Origin of the sequence: Micromonospora sp. NPDC002575, assembly GCF_042889525.1 — a bacterium.
GTDB lineage: Bacteria > Actinomycetota > Actinomycetes > Mycobacteriales > Micromonosporaceae > Micromonospora > Micromonospora carbonacea.
In genome coordinates, this window is record NZ_JBIARA010000013.1 from 44,870 (window position 1) to 58,945 (window position 14,076).

Here is a 14,076-nt window from a genome sequence, read left to right on the forward strand (position 1 = left end):
ACCGTCGATCCGCTTCGGGCCGGACGAGCCTTGACATGCCCATTTAAGGCCCTTAAGTTGCCCGAAATAGCTCACGCGGGGATCTCCGAAAATTTCGGGCCGGCTCGCCGTCGCCAGTCGTCGCGGGCCACCGGGGAGCCTCCCGGGCCCGGCTGAAGGGGTGTGGCATGAACAGTCAGCTGCCCGTCCACGACGCGGAGGCGTCCCCGGACGCCGCGCGGTGGCGCGATCCGCGGCTGAGTCCGACCGAGCGCGCCGACGCCCTGCTGCCGCTGATGTCGCTGGAGGAGAAGGTCGCCCAGCTCGTCGGGGTGTGGGTCGGCGCCGACGCCTCCGGCGAGGGGGTCGCGCCGCACCAGGCCGACATGGTCGACGGCGAGCTGCGGTGGGACGACGTCATCCGGCACGGGCTGGGCCAGCTGACCCGGCCGTTCGGCACCGCGCCGGTCGACCCCGTGGCCGGCGCGCGCTCGCTGGCCGCGTCCCAGGCCGAGATCGCGGCGGCGAGCCGGTTCGGCATCCCCGCGCAGGTGCACGAGGAGTGCCTCACCGGCTTCGCCGCCTGGCGCGCGACCGTGTACCCGACGCCGCTGGGCTGGGGCGCGTCCTTCGACCCCGAGCTGGTCGAGCAGATGGCCGGCCACATCGGCCGGTCGATGCGGGCGGCCGGGGTCCACCAGGGCCTCGCGCCGGTGCTCGACGTCACCCGCGACTACCGGTGGGGCCGCACCGAGGAGACCATCGGCGAGGACCCGTACCTGGTCGGGACGACCGGCGCGGCGTACGTGCGCGGCCTGGAGGCCGCCGGCATCGTCGCCACCCTCAAGCACTTCGCGGGATACTCGGCCTCGCGCGGCGGACGCAACCTGGCACCGGTGTCGATGGGTCGCCGGGAGCTGGCCGACGTCATCCTGCCGCCGTTCGAGATGGCGCTGCGCCTCGGCGGCGCCCGTTCGGTGATGCACTCCTACGCCGAGATCGACGGCCTGCCCGCAGCCGCCGACGAGGGCCTGCTGACCCGGCTGCTGCGCGACGAGTGGGGCTTCACCGGCACGGTGGTCGCCGACTACTTCGCGGTGCGCTTCCTCCAGACGCTGCACGGGGTCGCCGCCGACGGCGTCGAGGCGGCGCGGCTCGCCCTGCGCGCCGGCATCGACGTGGAGCTGCCCACCGTGGACGCGTTCGGTCCCGCGCTCGTCGAGGCGGTCCGGGCGGGCGCGGTCGACGAGGCGCTCATCGACCGCGCGCTGCGCCGGGTGCTGGCGCAGAAGGCCGAGCTGGGCCTGCTCGACCAGGGCTGGCAGCCGCTGCCCGACGGCGTGGACGGGCTGCGCCTCGACGACGTGGGCGCGCAGGAGGTGGCGCTGCGCCTGGCCCGCGAGTCCGTGGTCCTGCTGCGCAACGACGGCGGGCTGCTGCCGCTGGCCGCCGGCCGCCGCGTCGCCCTCGTCGGCCCGGTCGCCGACGACCCGATGGCGATGCTCGGCTGTTACACGTTCCCCTCCCACGTGGGGGTGCGCCACCCCGAGCACGGGCTCGGCGTGGAGCTGCCCTCCCTGCGCGAGGCCCTCGGCCGCCTGCTCCCGGGGCTCGTCCACGCTCCCGGGTGCGCGGTCACCGGCGACGACACCTCCGGCTTCGCCGCGGCCGTCGCGGCGGCCGAAGAGGCCGACGTGTGCGTGCTCGCCGTCGGCGACCGCTCCGGCATGTTCGGCCGCGGCACGTCCGGCGAGGGCTGCGACGCCACCGACCTGCGGCTGCCCGGGGTGCAGCCCGACCTGGTCCGGGCGGTGCTCGCCACCGGCACGCCCGTGGTGCTGGTGCTGCTGGCCGGGCGGCCGTACGCGCTCGGGCCCGAGGCCGACGCCGCCGCGGCCGTCGTGCAGGCGTTCTTCCCCGGCCAACGCGGCGGGCAGGCCCTCGCCGAGGTGCTCACCGGCGCGGTGAACCCGTCCGGGCGGCTGCCCGTCGGTGTGCCCCGGGACGCCGGCGCGCTGCCGTCGACCTACCTCAACCCGCCGCTGGGCCGCCGCTCGGAGGTGTCCTCGGTCGATCCCACCCCGGCGTTCCCGTTCGGCCACGGGCTGAGCTACACGACGTTCGAGTGGAGCGACGCGGGCGTACGCGGCGGCCTCCCCGCCGCCGACGCCACCGGCGGCGGACGCCTCGACTGGGCGGTCGACGGCGAGGTCGAGGTCGAGGTGACGGTCCGCAACACCGGCGACCGGGCCGGCGTCGAGGTCGTCCAGCTCTACCTGCACGACCCGGTCGCGCAGACCACCCGGCCGGTGGTCCGCCTGGTCGGCTACGCCCGCGTCCCGCTCGCCCCGGGCGAGAGCGCGCGGGTGACGTTCGCAGTGCCCGCCGACGTCACGTCGTTCACCGGCGCGCACGGCCGGCGCGTCGTCGAGCCGGGCGACGTGGAGCTTCGGCTCGGCCGGTCCAGCGGCGAGTTCGCCGCCGCCCTCCCGCTGCGCCTCGTCGGCCCCGAACGCGCCGTCGGCCACCATCGTCGGCTGGTGTCGACGGCGCGGGTCGCCCCGGCCGCCGTCGCGCAGTCCGCCTAGGCGCTCCGCCCCGTCCTGGAGGCCGTCGATGACCATCCCCGACACCCTCGAACCGCCGCCGGTGCCCCCGGCGCGGGACGCCGCCGCGCCGGCGGGCCGCCCCGCGCCGCGCCGCCGGGGGCGGCGTCGCACCTGGCGGCAGGCGCTGCGCAGGGACTGGCAGCTCTACTCGCTCGCCGTGGCGCCGCTGCTGTTCTTCCTGGTCTTCCGCTACCTGCCGATGGCCGGCAACGTGATCGCCTTCCGGCGGTTCTCCCCCGGCGGCAGCGTCTTCGGCGAGACCTGGGTGGGCCTGCGCTACGTACGCCTGTTCCTGGCCGACCCGACGTTCTGGGAGGTGTTCACCAACACCCTCGTGCTGGGGGCGCTGACCCTGCTGTTCTGTTTCCCCCTGCCGATCGTGCTGGCGCTGCTGCTCAACGAGGTCCGCGCCCGCCGGCTCAAGCGGTTCGTGCAGTCGGTGTCCTACCTGCCGCACTTCCTGTCCATCGTGATCGTGGCCGCCATGGTCATGCAGTTGACGTCGATGGACGGGACGGTCAACCAGATCGTGCGCGGCCTCGGCGGCGAGGCCGTGCCGTTCCTGCAACGGCCGGAGTGGTTCCGCACGATCTACGTCTCCTCCGAGGTCTGGCAGACCGTCGGCTGGGGCACGATCCTCTACCTCGCCGCGCTGACCACCATCGACGAGAACCTCTACGAGGCGGCCCGCATCGACGGGGCGAACCGGTGGCGGCAGACCTGGCACGTGACGCTGCCCGGCATCCGGCCCACGATGGTGACGCTGCTGATCCTCAACATCGGCACGTTCATGGCAGTCGGGTTCGAGAAGATCCTGCTGCTGTACAACCCGCTGACCTACCCGACCGCCGACGTGATCTCCACGTACCTCTACCGGATGGGCTTCGAGTCCAGCAACTTCAGCTACGCCGCCGCGATCGGCCTGTTCGAGGCCGTGATCGGGCTGACCCTGGTCCTGACGGCGAACGTCATCTCCAAGCGCACGGTGGGGACGAGCCTGTGGTGACCGTGGAAGCCGCCGAGACCGGCGAGGCCGGCGAGCGTCGGCGGGTGGCCCGCCGGCCCAGGGGCCCCCGCCCGACCCGGGGCTACCGCGTGTTCCAGGCGGTCAACGCCCTCATCCTCACCGGCGTCGTGATCGTCACGCTGTACCCGTTCGTCAACATCGTGGCCCGCTCGCTCAGCGACGAGGCGTACATCATCGCCGGGCGGGTGAACCTCGTCCCGCGCGGGTTCAACCTGACGACGTACAAGCTGGTGATGTCCGACGCGCTGTTCTGGACGAACTACCGCAACACGGTGGTCTACACGGTGGTCGCCACGGCCATCTCCATCGTGCTGACCACCTGCTACGCGTACGTGCTGTCGAAGCCGCGGCTCAAGGGGCGCGGAACGCTCGTCGGCATCGCCGTGTTCACCATGTTCTTCTCCGGCGGGCTGATCCCCAACTACGTGCTGATCACCAGCCTGGGCATGAAGAACACCATCTGGGCGGTGGTCGTGCCCAACGCCATCAACGTGTTCAACCTGCTGGTGATGAAGGCGTTCTTCGAGAGCCTGCCGGAGGAGCTGGAGGAGGCCGCCGCCGTCGACGGGCTGAACACGTACGGGACGTTGCTGCGGATCGTGCTGCCGCTGTCCAAGGCCATCATCGCCACGATGGTGCTGTTCTACGCCGTGTCCTTCTGGAACTCGTGGTTCACCGCGTTCCTCTACCTGGACCAGCAGGAGATGTTCCCGGTGACCGTCTACCTGCGCAACCTCATCGCGGGGGCCACCGGCGCGCAGTCGGCCGGCGGCGTGGCCGAGGCCGACGCCGTCCAGGCCGCCGCGACGTTGCAGGCGGTGACCATCGTGCTCACCACCCTGCCCATCCTGGCGGTCTACCCCTTCATCCAGCGCTACTTCGTGTCGGGCGTGATGCTCGGCGCGGTCAAGGGGTAGCCCGGCGAGGTTTCCCACCATCCCACCACCGTTCGGAAAGGACGAGCCGTGCTCCACAGAACGTGGCGGCGCGCGGCCATAGCCGCGGCCAGCCTGCTCACCCTCACCCTCGTCGCCTGCTCCGAGGACGCCGGCGACGCCAAGGACCTGTCCGGCAACCGGGCCGGCGCCATGGCGGACTACGGCGTCGGGACCCAGTTCACGGCCACCGAGCCGCTCTCCTTCTCCATCCTCTACAACAACCACCCGAACTATCCGCTCAAGGACGACTGGCTGTTCTGGTCCGAGCTGACCAAGCGGACCAGGGTCAAGCTCGAACCGGTCGCCGTGCCGCTGAGCGACTACGAGCAGAAGCGCAGCCTGCTCGTCGGCGCCGGCGACGCCCCGCTGATCATCCCGAAGACCTACCACCCGGCGGAGAACCAGTTCGTCTCCTCCGGGGCGATCCTGCCGGTCAGCGACTACCTGGACCTGATGCCGAACTTCAAAGACAAGATCGACAAGTGGGGGCTGAAGCCGGAGATCGACACCCTGCGCCAGTCCGACGGCAAGTTCTACCTGCTGCCGGGCCTGCACGAGAAGCCCTGGCAGGAATACACGGTCGCGGTGCGCACCGACATCCTCGACGAGCTCAAGCAGCCGGTCCCGAAGACCTGGGACGACCTCTACACGGTGCTCAAGGCGATGAAGGCGAAGTACCCGAACTCCTACCCGTACTCGGACCGGTGGAGCAAGCCCACCCCCGGCGGCGCCCTGCTGCGGATCGCCGGCAACTCCTTCGGCACCCAGGCCGGCTGGTCGTTCCAGCACAGCACCTGGGACCCGGCCGCCGGGAAGTTCGTCTACACCGGGGCCACCGAGCAGTACAAGCAGATGATCCAGTACCTCAACAAGCTGGTCACCGAGGGGCTGCTCGACCCGGAGAGCTTCACCCAGAGCGACGAGGCCGCCCGGCAGAAGCTCGCCAACGGCAAGTCCTTCGTCATCAGCAGCAACGCCCAGACCCTGGTCAACGACTACCGGCCGGACCTGGCCAAGACCATCCCCGGCGCGAAGCTGGTCAACATCCCGCTGCCGGTCGGCCCGGCCGGCGAGATCAACCCCGCCTCCCGGCTGGAGAACGGCGTCATGATCTCCAAAAAGGCCCGGGACAGCAAGAACTTCGTGGCGATGATGCAGTTCATCGACTGGCTCTACTACTCCGACGCCGGCCAGGAGTTCGCCAAGTGGGGCATCGAGGGCACCACGTTCGTCAGGGACGCCGCCGGCAAGCGGGTGCCCGCCCCCGACGTCGACATGATCGGGCTCAACCCCAAGGGCACCAAGCACCTGCAGAAGGACTTCGGCTTCGCCAACGGGGTCTTCGCCTACGGCGGCAAGCTCGACCTGATGCAGTCCTTCTTCTCCCCCGAGGAGTTGGAGTTCCAGAAGGTGATGAACACGCGCAAGCCGATCGACGTGCCGCCGCCGGCCCCGCTCACCGACGCCGAGCGCGAGCAGGTGTCGCTGTGGGAGACGCCGCTGAAGGACTACGTCACCCAGAACACGCTGAAGTTCATCCTCGGGCAACGGCCGCTGACCGAGTGGGACGCCTACGTCGGCGAGCTGAAGGCCAAGAACGCCGACCAGTACATCGACCTGGTCAACAAGGCGTACGAACGGTTCAAGAAGGACAACGGCTGACCGCCCGGTCCCGGCCGGGCCCCACCAGCGGGGTCCGGCCAGGACCGGCGGCCCGGCCGGCACGACGAGCAGGACGAGGACGACATGCGGATCCACGTACCCGAGCGGCCCACGGGCCGGCTGACCGACGCCTGGCGGGCCTGCGTCGGCACCGGCCGGTTCGAGCTGGCGCTGCGGCGCGACTACCAGGACTCGCTGGCGCTCGTCCAGCGGGACATCGGCTTCCGGCACATCCGGGGGCACGGCCTGCTCAGCGACGGCGTCGGCGTGCACCGCCCCTACGAGCACGCGGGCGCGCGGCGCGTGCGGCACTCGTTCACGTACGTCGACCAGGTCGTCGACGCCTACCTGGAGCTGGGGATCCGGCCCTTCGTGGAGCTGGGCTTCATGCCCTCGGGCCTGGCCTCCGGCGACCAGACGGTGTTCTGGTGGCGGGGCAACGTCACCCCGCCGCGGTCCTGGACCGAGTGGGCGGACCTGGTCCGCGCCACGGTCGCGCACCTGGTCGACCGGTACGGCCTCGACGAGGTGCGCGGCTGGCCCATCGAGGTGTGGAACGAGCCCAACCTGAAGGACTTCTGGGCCGGCGCGGACCGCGACGCCTACCACCGGCTGTACGAGGTGTCGGCGCACGCCGTCAAGGAGGTCGACGCCTCCCTCCAGGTCGGCGGCCCCGCCATCTCCCCCGGCGCCGACGAGTGGCTGACGCCCTTCGCCGAGTTCGTCGCCGCGCGGGACGTGCCGTGCGACTTCGTCAGCCGGCACGCCTACACCTCCGGCCCGGCGCAGCACGTGCCGTTCGGCACCCACCAGACGCTCGCCCCGGCCGAGCACCTGCTGGAGCAGTTCGCCGCGCCACGCCGGCTGCTGGCCGGCACCGCCCTGGCGGACCTGCCCGTGCACATCACCGAGTTCAACTCCTCCTACCGGCCCGACAACCCGATCCACGACACCGCGTTCCACGCCGCGTACCTCGCCCCCGTGGTGGCCGCCGGCGGCGACCTGGTCGACTCCTTCTCGTACTGGACGTTCAGCGACATGTTCGAGGAGGTGGGGATCCCGACGGCGCTGTTGCACGGCGGCTTCGGCCTGCTCACCCACCGCCAGCTCAAGAAGCCCACCTACCACCTGTACGCGTTCCTGGCCCGGATGGGCGACCAGGTCCTCGCCCGCGGCGCGGACCACCTGGTCACCCGCGACGCCGACGGCCGGGTCACCGTGCTGGCGTGGGCGCCGGTGGACGTCACCGGCCGCGAGCCGGTGCCCGAGCGGCACACGTTGGCGCTGTCGGTGCCGCTGGGCGCGCCCGGGGCGACGTCGGCGTACCTGGCGCGCTCGTCGGTGAGCGAGGACGCGGGCAACGTCTACGCGGCCTGGGCCGAGATGGGCCGGCCCCGATCCCCGCTGCCGCGCCAGCTCGACGCGCTGCGGGAGGCCGCCGAGCCGGCCCGCACCCACCGGAGCCTGCCGGTGGCGGGCGGCCGGGTGGAGGTCGACCTCACCCTCGCCCGGCACGAGGTGACCCTGGTGGAGCTCACCGCCGTACGCGACGAGACCCCGCCGTGGTGGGACGGCGACCGGCTGCTCGGCCTGCCCGGCCGCGACGGGACCGGCCACGGCGGCGACGGGCGAGACGGCGACGGGCAGGGCGACGGCGACCCGGCCGGCGGGGACGACCGGCCGTGAGCGGCGACGCCGCGCGGGCCGCCCGGCAGTTCGGCGAGGGGCCCCTGTCGCGGGCCGCCGCGCGGGTCTACACCCTGCTCGTCGTCGAGCTGCTCCTGCTGCTGGCCTGCCTGCCCGGCCTGGTCCCGTTGGTCCTGCTCGAATCCGACGCGAGCAACATCCCGCTCTACGCCGCCTGCGCACTGCCGCTGGGCCCGGCGCTGTCGGCCGCGCTGTACGCGCTGCACCACCAGCGCCCCGACCTGACCGACCTGCGGCCCGCCGCCGCGTTCCGGCGCGGCTACCGGGCCAACCTGGCGGGGGTGCTGCGGATCTGGGTGCCGCTGCTGGCGTTGCTCACCGTCGTCGCGGTGAACCTCGCCCACCTGGACGTCGCGGGCGTGCCCCGGTGGTGGGCGGCGCCGCTGGTCGGCGTCGCCGCGCTGGCGACCCTCGTCGGGGTGAACGCGCTGGTGGTCACCTCCCTGTTCGCGTTCCGGGCCCGCGACGTCGCCCGCCTCGCCCTGCACTTCACGGTCCGTGCCCCCGGGGCGGGCATCGGCACGGCCCTGGTGCTGGCAGCGGGGGCCGCCGTGACGGCGGTCACCTCGGAGGCGGTGCTCGCGTTGGCGGGCTCGGTGTGCGCCCTCGCGCTGCTGCGCGTCGCCGCCCCGATGGTCGAGACGATCCGCAAGGAGTTCACCGCATGAGCCTGCCCCCCGCCACGGACGAGACCGCCATGACCGGCCCCGCCACGGACGAGATCGCCGCCGGTGACGTCGCACAGGTGCACGCCGCCTGGCTGCCGCCGGCGGCGTTCGCCCCGCTCGGCTCGCGCCGCGTCCTCGTGCGCGGCGACGGGGGGCTCGTCGACACCGTCTTCGACGAGGTCGAGCGGGCCTGCGCCCGGCACGGCGGGCGGGCGGACCGGACCGCCGGGGGCCGGGAGGTGGACCTGGTGCTCGCGCTGCGCGACGCCGGGGCCCTGCCCGCGCCGGCGGCGGCGCTGGCCCGGGCGGCCGGGGCCGGCGGGCCGCTCGGCGGCGAGGGGTTCGCGCTGGCCCGCGCCGAGGGCGTCACCGTGGTGCTGGCCGACGCGCCGGCCGGCCTGCTGTACGGGCTGTTCCACGTGGTACGCCTCGGCGCGGCGGCGTTCGACGGCGACCGCCCGGCCCGGCGGCACACCCCGGCGATGGCGCTGCGCATGCTCGACCACTGGGACAACGTCGACGTGGACCCGGTGATGGGGCAGGTCGAGCGGGGCTACGCGGGCGGATCGATCTTCTGGCGGGCCGGGGCGGCACGCCGCGACCTGGACCGGGTCCGCGCGTACGGGCGGCTGCTGGCCGCGTGCGGCGTCAACGCGATCTCGGTGAACAACGTCAACGTCCACGCGACCGAGGCGCGGCTGCTCACCGACCGCCTCGGCGACGTCGCCGAGCTGGCCGACGCGCTGCGCCCCTACGGCGTGCGGGTGCACCTGTCGGTCACCTTCGCCGCGCCCGTCGTCCTCGGCGGCCTGCCGACGGCCGACCCGCTCGACCCGGCGGTGCGGGCGTGGTGGGCCGCCGCCACCCGCCGCGTCTACGAGCGCATCCCCGACTTCGGCGGCTACGTGGTCAAGGCCGACTCGGAGGGGCAGCCCGGCCCGTTCACGTACGGGCGTGACCACGCCGACGGCGCGAACCTGCTCGCGGAGGCCCTCGCGCCGTTCGGGGGCGTGGTGCACTGGCGGGCCTTCGTCTACAACCACCGGCAGGACTGGCGGGACCGCTCGACCGACCGGGCGCGGGCCGCGTACGACCACTTCACCCCGCTCGACGGCCGATTCCGGGACAACGTGGTGGTGCAGGCAAAGTTCGGCCCGATCGACTTCCAGCCGCGGGAGCCGGTGTCGCCGATGCTGGCCGCGATGCCGGCGACCCGGCTGGCGGTGGAGTTCCAGGTCACCCAGGAGTACACGGGCCAGCAGCAGCACGTGTGCTATCTCGCGCCCTGCTGGAGCGAGGTGCTGGCGTTCGCGCCGTGGGGGCCGGGCGGGCCGACGGTCGCCGACGTGGCCGCCGGCTCGGGGCCGGGCCCGGCGGCCGGGGGCGGCCTGGCCGCCGTGGCCAACGTGGGCGACGACCCGTTCTGGACCGGGCACCCCCTCGCCCAGGCCAACCTGTACGCCTACGGCCGGCTCGCCTGGGACCCCGGCCTCGACCCGGTCGCGGTCCTCGACGAGTGGATCGACCTCACCTTCCCGGCGTCGACGGTCGGCGACCCGGCGCTGGTGCGCGAGACGCTGCACGCCGTCATGGACGACTCGTGGCGCACCTACGAGCGGTACACCGCCCCGCTGGGCGTCGGGTTCATGGTCAGCCCGGCCCACCACCACTACGGCCCCGACGTCGACGGGTACGAGTACTCGCGGTGGGGCACCTACCACTTCGCCGACCGCGACGGGGTGGGCGTGGACCGCACCCGCGCCACGGGCACCGGCTTCACCGGGCAGTATCCGCCGCCGTGGTCGCAGGTGTACGAGTCGCTGGCCGACTGCCCGGACGAGCTGCTGCTGTTCTTCCACCACGTCCCGTACGGGCACGTGCTGCACAGCGGGTCGACCGTCATCCAGCACATCTACGACACCCACTTCGCCGGGGTGCAGGAGGTGGCCGGGATGCGGCAGCGGTGGCGACGCCTCGCCGGGATCATCGACCCGGCGGTGCACGCCCGGGTGGCCGAGCGGCTGGACGAGCAGTTGCGCTGCGCCATCGAGTGGCGCGACCAGATCAACACGTACTTCTTCCGCAAGTCCGGGGTGCCGGACGTGCGCGGGCGGCGCATCCACTGAGCGCCGCCGACCTGCGGGTGCCGTGATCGTAACCACAGTTCACGTGGCCGAATTAGGCGCGTGAAACGGTGGACCACCTTGTTACCGTTTCGCGGTGCGCTCGGGTGGCCGCGCGTCCAGGAAAGGGACGGTGCAGCCAACTGGGCGCACGGGGCCGCCGTGCGCGACAGCCGGCGTCCGACAGGTAACCCAAGACGTGCTGCCGCCCGGGGTGCGGCACGCGGCCGATCGGCGGCATCCGCCAGCTTCATCAGGAGATTCCGTGAGCAGTCAACCCGCGGCGCCGGCCAAGCTCGACGCCGCCGTACTGAAGATCGCCGGGGTCGTGGTCCTCGGTGCGATCATGTCGATCCTCGACGTGACCGTGGTGAGCGTGGCGCTGCCCACGTTCCAGACCGAGTTCGACGCCTCCTACGCCCGGGTCGCCTGGACGATGACCGGCTACACGCTGGCGCTGGCCACGGTGATCCCGCTGACCGGCTGGGCCGCCGACCGGTTCGGCACGAAGCGGCTCTACATGGCGGCGCTCGTGCTGTTCACGCTCGGCTCGGGCCTGTGCGCCACCGCCGACTCCATCGGCCAGCTCATCGGCTACCGGGTGTTGCAGGGCCTCGGCGGCGGCATGCTGATGCCGCTCGGAATGACGATCATGACGCGGGCGGCCGGGCCGGAGCGGATCGGCCGGCTGATGGCGGTGCTGGGCATCCCGATGCTGCTCGGCCCGATCGGCGGCCCGATCCTGGGCGGCTGGCTGATCGACGTGGCGAGCTGGCACTGGATCTTCCTGATCAACCTGCCGATCGGCGTCGTCGCGCTGGCCTACGCGCAGTGGGCGCTGCCGAAGGACGCCCCGGAGCCGTCGGAGTCGTTCGACTTCGTGGGCATGCTGATGCTCTCGCCGGGCCTGGCCCTCTTCCTCTACGGGGTGTCGTCGCTGCCCGAGACCGGCACGTTCGGCGACCGCAAGGTGTGGCTGCCGATGCTCGTCGGCGGGCTGCTGGTCGTCGCCTTCGTCGTCTACTCGTTCAGGCCGAAGCACCCGCTGCTCGACCTGCGGCTGCTGCGCGACCGCAACCTCACCGTCGCGTCCGTCACGATGGCCGTGTTCATGGTCGCGTTCATGGGCGCCGGGCTGCTGTTCCCGAGCTACTTCCTTCAGGTGCGCGGCGAGTCGACGCTCGACGCCGGCCTGCTGATGGCCCCGCAGGGCATCGGCGCGATGGTCACCATGCCGATCGCCGGCATGCTGGCCGACAAGATCCCGGTCGGCCGGACGGTGCCGTTCGCGCTGGTGCTGATCGCGGCGGGCTTCTTCGCGTTCACGCAGGTGGGCACCGACACGTCGTACTGGCTGCTGTGCGGCTCGCTGTTCGTCATGGGCCTGGGCATGGGCGGCACGATGATGCCGATCATGACCTCGGCGCTGAAGACGCTGACGAACCACGAGGTGGCCCGGGGTTCCACGCTGCTGAACATCCTCCAGCAGATCGCCGGGTCCGTGGGTTCGGCGATCATGTCGGTGATCCTCACCAGCAAGCTGAACGACTCGCCGGCCATCCCGGGGGCGGTCGACCCGAACACGGGCGCGCCGGTCACCGAGGCCGGGCTGGCCATCGCCGTCAAGCAGAACCCGGACCTGGCCCAGCAGTTCCCGGTCGACCCGGGGCTGCTCCAGCGGGGCCTGGAGTTCGTCGCCGGCTCGTTCGCCACGACGTTCTGGGTGGGCTTCGCCCTGGTGCTGGTGACGTTCGTGCCGGCCTTCTTCCTGCCGCGCCGGCGTCAGGTGTCCCACCTGCTCGACGACGAGCAGGCCCCGGCCCCGGTGCTGATCCACTGAGCCGCTGGTCCACCGATCCGCCCGTCGCGGGGGGGGGGGGGGGGGGCGGGCGCCCCCCCCCCCCCCCCCCGCGACGGCGTTCAGGCCAGCGGGGCCAGCGGGCGGAAGGAGCTGTCCGCCCGGAAGGTGGCGGTGTCCTGGTACAGGTCGACGCGCAGCGCGTAGTCGTAGTGGCGCAGGTACCGGCCGGGGTAGTTGTAGGACTCCAGCGAGACCGCCCCGGTGACCGAGCCGGGCCGGGCGCAGAACGTGGCGTCCCGCCCGAAGATCGCGCTGCCGTCGTTGGCGTCGGCCCGGATCCGGAAGTCGTAGTGGCGCAGGTACCGGCCGTCGGCGGTGCGCAGCGAGTAGCAGTTGGCGTCGGCGAGCCCGGCGACGACGGTCAGGGTGGCGTCCTGGCGGGCCTGCGCCGGGCTGGCCGTCGAGACCGGGTCGAGGTAGCCCAGGTTGTCGGCGCGGCGGGCCACGTACCGGTCGGGGAAGTTGACCGACTGCAACGACCTCGCACCGGTGGGCAGCGTGACGCCGCCGGAAACCGTCTCGCGGAGCACGGTGAAGTGCCGGGCGAAGCCGGACAGCCCGGGCAGCTCCACCGGCGGGGTCCAGGTGCGCAGCCCGTCGGAGCTGTCGCTGAAGTAGTACTTGCCGACCGTGTACCCGTCGAAGTAGATGCGCCAGCCGCCGTTGTCGAGCGGCACCAGTGCCTGGCCCTCGCGCGGGCCGCCCCAGCCGGCCCAGTCGCCCGTCCCGACGAAGGTGTACGGGCCGTTCAGGCTGCTCGCCGTGGCGTGCTCGACGTACTTGGTGGTCTCCTGCTTGGCGAACGCGTGGTACGTCGCGCCGACCTTCACCACGAACGTGTCGATGTGGTTGGGCCCGATCCCGGCCAGGAGCGTGGGCGTCGCGAACGCGGTGAGCGAGGCGTTCGTCGCGCGCAGCCGGTACGGCTTGAAGTCGGCCCCGTTGGTGGAGAGCGAGACGATCACGTTGACGCTGCCGTCGCTGTCGACGAACCACTCGGGTGCCCAGGTGTTCTGCACCGTCATCGGGATGGTGTGGTTGCGCAGGAACGTCCAGTTGACCCGGTCGGTGCTGGTGGCGAAGCCGATGGTGTTGCCGGTCCAGTTGGTGGTGTAGACGACGTAGTAGCGCCCGTCGGTGTGCCGGATGATGCTCGGGTCGCGGATCAGCCCGGTCGGCGGCGTGTAGGCGGGCCCCCGCAGCAGCCGGTAGCCGGTGGCGTCGGCCGACTCGTAGACGTACATGTTGGATTCGCTGCTGTTGGTGAACGCGGTCATCGTGTAACGGGACGTCTGGCCGGGCGGGGGCGCGGCGGCCGACGCCGGGGCGGCCCCGGCGGACGGCAGCGCGGCGGCGAGCGACGCGAGGACGGTCGCGGCCGTCAGCGCCGCCCGACGCCACGACCGGCGGACGGTTCGGTACATCTGCCACCCCCACGCCAACAATCGAAGTTACTCGATGTTAACGCTCGCCTCACCGGGTGACAACGAGGGCGTGCCTCC

Annotated in this window: 9 protein-coding genes; 8 read left to right on the top strand and 1 reads right to left on the bottom strand. The window is 72.5% G+C overall.

Annotated elements, in window-relative coordinates; translation table 11 throughout:
- Nucleotides 1–167: 167 nt before the first annotated feature.
- The 8 genes from ACFYWL_RS19935 to ACFYWL_RS19970 all read left to right on the top strand — a co-directional run bounded on the left by ACFYWL_RS19935 (nucleotide 168) and on the right by ACFYWL_RS19970 (nucleotide 12,553).
- Entirely contained in the window at nucleotides 168–2,567 is a 2,400-nt protein-coding gene (locus ACFYWL_RS19935; protein WP_386974729.1) for a glycoside hydrolase family 3 N-terminal domain-containing protein, read from the top strand.
- A gap of 28 nt (nucleotides 2,568–2,595) precedes the next feature.
- Nucleotides 2,596–3,594, top strand: a complete 999-nt coding sequence (locus ACFYWL_RS19940; protein WP_386974731.1) for an ABC transporter permease — start codon at nucleotides 2,596–2,598, stop codon at nucleotides 3,592–3,594.
- Nucleotides 3,591–4,532 (top strand): carbohydrate ABC transporter permease, encoded by a 942-nt coding sequence (locus ACFYWL_RS19945; protein ID WP_386974733.1) that lies wholly within the window; start codon nucleotides 3,591–3,593, stop codon nucleotides 4,530–4,532. The genes ACFYWL_RS19940 and ACFYWL_RS19945 overlap by 4 nt, the downstream gene beginning before the upstream one ends.
- A gap of 48 nt (nucleotides 4,533–4,580) precedes the next feature.
- Nucleotides 4,581–6,215 (top strand): extracellular solute-binding protein, encoded by a 1,635-nt coding sequence (locus tag ACFYWL_RS19950; RefSeq protein WP_386974735.1) that lies wholly within the window; start codon nucleotides 4,581–4,583, stop codon nucleotides 6,213–6,215.
- An 84-nt stretch (nucleotides 6,216–6,299) separates the two neighbouring features.
- Nucleotides 6,300–7,901 carry a xylan 1,4-beta-xylosidase gene (locus ACFYWL_RS19955; RefSeq protein WP_386974737.1) on the top strand — a complete coding sequence of 534 codons (1,602 nt, stop codon included), beginning with the start codon at nucleotides 6,300–6,302 and terminating at the stop codon, nucleotides 7,899–7,901.
- Nucleotides 7,898–8,590, top strand: coding sequence for a hypothetical protein (locus tag ACFYWL_RS19960; RefSeq protein ID WP_386974739.1), 693 nt, complete (start codon nucleotides 7,898–7,900; stop codon nucleotides 8,588–8,590). Before ACFYWL_RS19955 ends, ACFYWL_RS19960 begins: the two co-directional genes overlap by 4 nt.
- Nucleotides 8,587–10,716 (top strand): alpha-glucuronidase, encoded by a 2,130-nt coding sequence (locus ACFYWL_RS19965; protein WP_386974741.1) that lies wholly within the window; start codon nucleotides 8,587–8,589, stop codon nucleotides 10,714–10,716. The genes ACFYWL_RS19960 and ACFYWL_RS19965 overlap by 4 nt, the downstream gene beginning before the upstream one ends.
- 262 nt (nucleotides 10,717–10,978) lie before the next feature.
- Nucleotides 10,979–12,553 carry a DHA2 family efflux MFS transporter permease subunit gene (locus ACFYWL_RS19970; RefSeq protein ID WP_386974743.1) on the top strand — a complete coding sequence of 525 codons (1,575 nt, stop codon included), beginning with the start codon at nucleotides 10,979–10,981 and terminating at the stop codon, nucleotides 12,551–12,553.
- Between the two features lie 80 nt (nucleotides 12,554–12,633).
- Here ACFYWL_RS19970 and ACFYWL_RS19975 read toward each other — a convergent pair whose 3' ends face one another.
- Nucleotides 12,634–13,998 carry a glycoside hydrolase family 43 protein gene (locus ACFYWL_RS19975; protein ID WP_386974745.1) on the bottom strand — a complete coding sequence of 455 codons (1,365 nt, stop codon included), beginning with the start codon at nucleotides 13,996–13,998 and terminating at the stop codon, nucleotides 12,634–12,636.
- Nucleotides 13,999–14,076: the final 78 nt, after the last annotated feature.

Excerpts from the sequence above, each read along its gene's own strand:
- ACFYWL_RS19955 (WP_386974737.1), top strand. The coding sequence starts at position 6,300 with ATGCGGATCCACGTACCCGAGCGGCCCACGGGCCGGCTGACCGACGCC.
- ACFYWL_RS19975 (WP_386974745.1), bottom strand. The coding sequence starts at position 13,998 with ATGTACCGAACCGTCCGCCGGTCGTGGCGTCGGGCGGCGCTGACGGCC.
- ACFYWL_RS19935 (WP_386974729.1), top strand. The coding sequence starts at position 168 with ATGAACAGTCAGCTGCCCGTCCACGACGCGGAGGCGTCCCCGGACGCC.
- ACFYWL_RS19965 (WP_386974741.1), top strand. The coding sequence starts at position 8,587 with ATGAGCCTGCCCCCCGCCACGGACGAGACCGCCATGACCGGCCCCGCC.
- ACFYWL_RS19940 (WP_386974731.1), top strand. The coding sequence starts at position 2,596 with ATGACCATCCCCGACACCCTCGAACCGCCGCCGGTGCCCCCGGCGCGG.